Source organism: Bartonella sp. AA78NXGY (assembly GCF_042197005.1).
Classification (GTDB): Bacteria; Pseudomonadota; Alphaproteobacteria; order Rhizobiales; family Rhizobiaceae; genus Bartonella.
The window spans coordinates 1-723 of the sequence record NZ_JBHIRI010000084.1 but is presented as its reverse complement, the minus strand read 5'-3'; the positions used below and the strand labels follow the sequence as shown (position 1 = coordinate 723).

The 723-nt window shown below is 37.5% G+C and carries 1 protein-coding gene; it reads right to left on the bottom strand.

Annotated elements, in window-relative coordinates; translation table 11 throughout:
* Window positions 1-162 precede the first annotated feature (162 nt).
* The coding region (locus ACFINL_RS09760; RefSeq protein ID WP_375651493.1) for a hypothetical protein at window positions 163-723 on the bottom strand (561 nt) is incomplete at its 5' end.

Sequence of the window (723 nt, the reverse complement as noted above, 5' to 3'; positions counted from 1 at the left end):
TCGAGTAAGAGCATGTTTGATTTTTTTGATTTCACTGGTTAATTCATATTTTTTGCACATAGAGATACCCTCACAATCTAATGTGATAAACGTTTTCTAAAATTTGAAATGGGAAAATTTGAAAGAGGGGCGCCCCCGCCGCGCCCGCCGCTGCTTTATTAATTAGACCCAGACAATCTCTAATTCACCATAAGGAGAGAGACGTTCAGTATAGGTTTTTATTTTAGTAGACCCGCCGACATTTTCACGAATAACAGTAATGCCATGAATATTGGCATTTTCATAAACATGTACGTTATTTGCTATACGAGCATTTTCATAAACCCTAGCATTGTCATAAACATAGGCATTATCATAAATAATAGCCTTGCCATACACATGTGCATTACCATAAACATGGGAATTATCAGAAATAACAGCATTGCCATAAACATGGGCATTATCATAAACATAGCCAGCAATGATAGCATTGTCATAAACCCGCGCATGACCATAGATATGACCACAAGTGACAGCATTGTCATAAACCCTTGCATTTTCATAAACGTGACCATTTTTAAACACAAGAGCCTCATCATACACCCAGCAATTGCCATCATGAGAGAGGTTATCTTCCTTTTCAATAAAGCCACCCAAGGCACCAGCCTTAACATCAGCAAAGTCTTTTAATGCTTTAATGCGATAAAGGGTATGATTATTAATTACACGCGTTTCATTTGTGAG